Below are 3788 nucleotides of genomic sequence, written 5' to 3' on the forward strand. Positions count from 1 at the left end.
GAAGCGGCTATCCTCTTTGAAAATGGCAGCAGTGGAGAATTCGATTTAATGATCCTGGTCACTGCCCCTAAAAAGCTCCGTATAAAAAGGGTACAGGAGAGGGATAACCTGTCCGAAGCGGCAATTCTGGAACGAATGAAACACCAGTGGCCCGAAAAGAGGAAGAAGGCCCTTGCCCATTTTGTGATCGAGAATACAGACCTGGAGAAGACCCGCCGGAAAGTGCAAAAAATCCACGAAACACTGATCAAATCAGATCCCGATCCACAATTTTAACATTTTTGTTAAGGTTAGGTTAAACACCCGACCCCCTAAATGTTAAATTTTTAATTTTACTGCAAAATGAATAAGCGATTATTTGTTTTTCTTGTCATCCTGATGAGCTTGTCCCTCGTCGGAATCATTTCAGTTCAGTTGTATTGGATCAAGCGGTCGGTCGATGACAAAGAAGAACAGTTCTCAAATGCGATAGCGGAGGTCCTCAACCGGGTAACGGATAAGATTGAGGAGCGGGAGATGAGGGAATATTCCAACAGATTCCTCAGTCTGAAGGACAGTCTGGGAGAGATCAGGAGTTCGCAACTCAGCAATATTTTCTTTATTGACAGGGATATCAATTCTAACGAGATCCTTTTCTACTCCCACGGTATCCTGGAAGAAGAATACAATATCGCTTCGACGTTCTTTGACAGTATCTCAGGAGGAGACAGCACCCAACTCAAGAATATCACGAGTAAACGCACCAAGACGATCTTCAAGGAGGAGTACGGCCTGGATGGCAAGTCCTACAGGCTGAATCCTATTCAGAAACTGGAAAAGATCGGAGGTTTAACCAGTGTTGACAAGGCTGTTTTTGAGGATGTATACAGGGAATACGCAGAAAATGTTCCTATCCATAAGCGGGTTTCAAGACAGGAAATTGAGCTCTTGCTGAACCAGGAATTGAGCAATATGGCCATAGATACCGATTTTGAATACGGTATTTACAGCCGCGGTTTGCCTACCAAGATCAAATCCAGGAGGTTCAGGTTTGGGAAATCAACTATTTACAAAGCTCCAATATTCAAGAACAGTGAGGGTAGCAGTAATTTTGCCCTTTTGCTGACGTTTCCCAAGAAGAAAAAATTTCTCCTTCAATCGGTATTGGGGATGGCGTTCCTCTCGCTTTTGTTCACTTTGGTGATCGTGATCGCGTATGCAAGTGCGATCTATCAGTTGATCAAGCAAAAGCAGATCTCCGAGATCAAATCGGATTTCATCAACAATATGACGCACGAGTTTAAGACGCCAATCGCTACGATCAACCTGGCGGTGGAAGCCATCAGGAATCCAAAGATCATAGGCGACCAGGAAAAGGTGATCCGATACCTGGGAATGATACGGGACGAAAACAAAAGGATGCATGCCCAGGTTGAGAATGTGTTGCGGATTTCCAAGCTGGAGAAAAACCAGCTCGACATATCCAAAGACCGGGTAGATGCGCATGAACTGATTCAAAAAGCGATCTCTCATGTAGAACTCATCGTGCTGGACCGAGGCGGTTACATCAATACACACCTCGATGCAGAGAGGTCGGAAATCCTGGCTAACGATATGCATTTTGGGAATGTGCTGGTCAACATCATGGACAATGCGATCAAATATTCGCCTGAAGCACCCAAGATTGATATCTATACCGAATTAGCCAAGAATTACATCATTATCAGGATACAGGATCAGGGTGCGGGGATGAGTAAAGCGGTACTGAAGAAAGTGTTTGAAAAGTTTTACCGGGAACATACCGGTGATATACATAATGTCAAAGGTCACGGCCTGGGTCTGGCCTATGTAAAAAAAATAGTGGAAGACCACCAAGGCGAGGTCTATGCAGAAAGTGAAAAAGGTAAAGGAAGCACTTTTTACATAAAAATGCCTTTAATCTAAATGGATATGGAAACAGCAAACAAGAAAATACTTCTGGTAGAGGACGATCCCAACTTCGGAATTGTATTAAAGGATTATCTGGCGATGAACGATTTTGATGTCACCCTCGCCAAGAACGGAATGGAGGGGTTTGAGAAATTTAAAAAAGACAATTACGATATCTGTATTCTGGACGTGATGATGCCCTACAAGGACGGGTTTACGCTGGCCAAGGAGATCAGGGAAAAGAACGAGAATATCCCGATCGTATTTCTGACCGCCAAAACCATGAAAGAGGACGTTCTGAAGGGATATAAGGCCGGGGCGGATGACTATTTAAACAAGCCCTTTGACTCAGAAGTGTTGCTGATGAAGATCAAAGCGATACTTCAACGTAAGGCCTCCAATACTCTGGCAGACAGCAAGCAATATGAATTTAAAATTGGTAATTTTCACCTGAATTCCAAGTTGAGATTCCTGAAATATAAGGATGAGGAACCCATTAAATTATCCCCCAAGGAAAATGAGCTCCTCCGACTTCTGGCTCTGCACGAGAACGATCTCATGCCGAGGGAACTCGCCCTGACCAAGATCTGGAGGGATGACAATTACTTCACCTCGAGAAGTATGGATGTCTATATTGCCAAACTCAGGAAATACCTGAAAAAAGACGATGTGGTAGAAATCCTGAACATCCACGGCGAGGGCTTCAGGCTGGTCGTTAAAAACGATAAATAAGCTATTCTGAGCGTAAAAATAAGGCACCTATGAGAGGTGCCTTTTTTATTTCCCGAGCTTTTCCAGGATGGTTTTCAGAATCTGCTCCGGTGTCATGCTCACCTGGATCTCTATAGCGCCTTCCGGGATTTCCAGCGTCTCGAATTGCGATCTCAGCAGGGCTGGAGGCATAAAATGACCCTTTCGCTGCCTCAATCTCGCTGAAATGACCTCAAAACTACCCGAAAGATAGATCCATACAGGTTCAGGTGAGATCCCCTTTTCAAGCTGATCTCGGTAGCTTTTCTTCAGGGCAGAGCATACGATCACTGCCCCTGTACGTGCATGCTCTTTAGCCAGCAGATTCAATGACTCCAGCCAGGGTCTTCGGTCCTGGTCATCCAGGGCAAGGCCTTCGGACATCTTAGAAATATTCGCTTCAGGATGAAAGTCGTCCCCGTCAAAAAAGGGGAGTGACAGGGTATTCGCCAGTCGCTTACCAATGGTTGATTTTCCGCTACCTGAAACACCCATGACGTAGATGATGCGATGGGTTTTATCCATCCTCCTTTAGTTTTAATTGTCGAGTGATCATTCCCAGGATCTCTTTCATGGGCAAATCGTGGGGCAGGGGGAGGACCTCTTTTTTTCCCCGGAACCAGGTCCCCTGTCTCTTGGCATATCTCCGGCTGTTTTTTTTGATCTCATCAATGGCCTGATCCAGGTCGTATTCCCCCTTCAGGTACCCGAAAAGTTCTTTATACCCCACGGTCTTAAGGGCATTGAGGGGCTTGTACTCAATCAGCTCCCGGGCCTCTTCCAACAGCCCGGCCTTCATCATTTGGTCTACTCGGCTGTCAATACGGCGGTAGACCTCTTCCCTGGGTGCTTCCAGCCCCAAAATAACCGATTGAAAGGGCCTTTGGGTCTTTTTTCTCCCGAGATAGGATGAATACGGATTTCCCGTACCCCGGCAAACTTCCAGGGCCCTGATGACCCGTTGTGGGTTTTGCAGGTCTGCCTTTTTTGCGTAGACAGGGTCCGATTCAAAAAGTTCTTTTTGCAGTTTGGCAAGACCCTTATCCCGTAACTCCTGTTTGAGCTGGGTGCGGATGGAGGGGTCTATTTCCGGAAAGGAGTCAAAACCGTGAAGGACGGCATCGATGTAC

At 45.9% G+C, this 3788-nt stretch carries 5 protein-coding genes; 3 read left to right on the forward strand and 2 right to left on the reverse strand.

Features of this window, described 5'->3' with window-relative positions; translation table 11 throughout:
- The 3 genes from ABYP73_RS12085 to ABYP73_RS12095 all read left to right on the forward strand — a co-directional run.
- On the forward strand, positions 1 to 276 hold a 276-nt coding region (locus tag ABYP73_RS12085), incomplete at its 5' end, for a dephospho-CoA kinase (protein ID WP_372974497.1).
- Between the two features lie 66 nt (positions 277 to 342).
- The gene (locus tag ABYP73_RS12090; RefSeq protein WP_372974498.1) at positions 343 to 1923 is read left to right on the forward strand and encodes a sensor histidine kinase; all 1581 of its coding nucleotides are present in this window, start codon (positions 343 to 345) and stop codon (positions 1921 to 1923) included.
- Positions 1924 to 1929: 6 nt separating this feature from the next.
- A complete protein-coding gene (locus ABYP73_RS12095; RefSeq protein ID WP_372944345.1) occupies positions 1930 to 2640 on the forward strand; it encodes a response regulator transcription factor in 711 nt (236 codons plus the stop codon).
- Between the two features lie 45 nt (positions 2641 to 2685).
- On the opposite strand, the gene ABYP73_RS12100 is transcribed toward ABYP73_RS12095, so the two are convergent.
- Positions 2686 to 3183, reverse strand: a complete 498-nt coding sequence (locus ABYP73_RS12100) for a gluconokinase (RefSeq protein ID WP_372974499.1) — start codon at positions 3181 to 3183, stop codon at positions 2686 to 2688.
- Positions 3176 to 3788 (reverse strand): tRNA (adenosine(37)-N6)-dimethylallyltransferase MiaA (miaA, locus tag ABYP73_RS12105; protein ID WP_372974500.1); only part of this gene is annotated, 613 nt, incomplete at its 5' end. The genes ABYP73_RS12100 and miaA, both read right to left, overlap by 8 nt.

Source organism: Muriicola sp., assembly GCF_041567615.1.
Lineage (GTDB): Bacteria > Bacteroidota > Bacteroidia > Flavobacteriales > Flavobacteriaceae > Muriicola.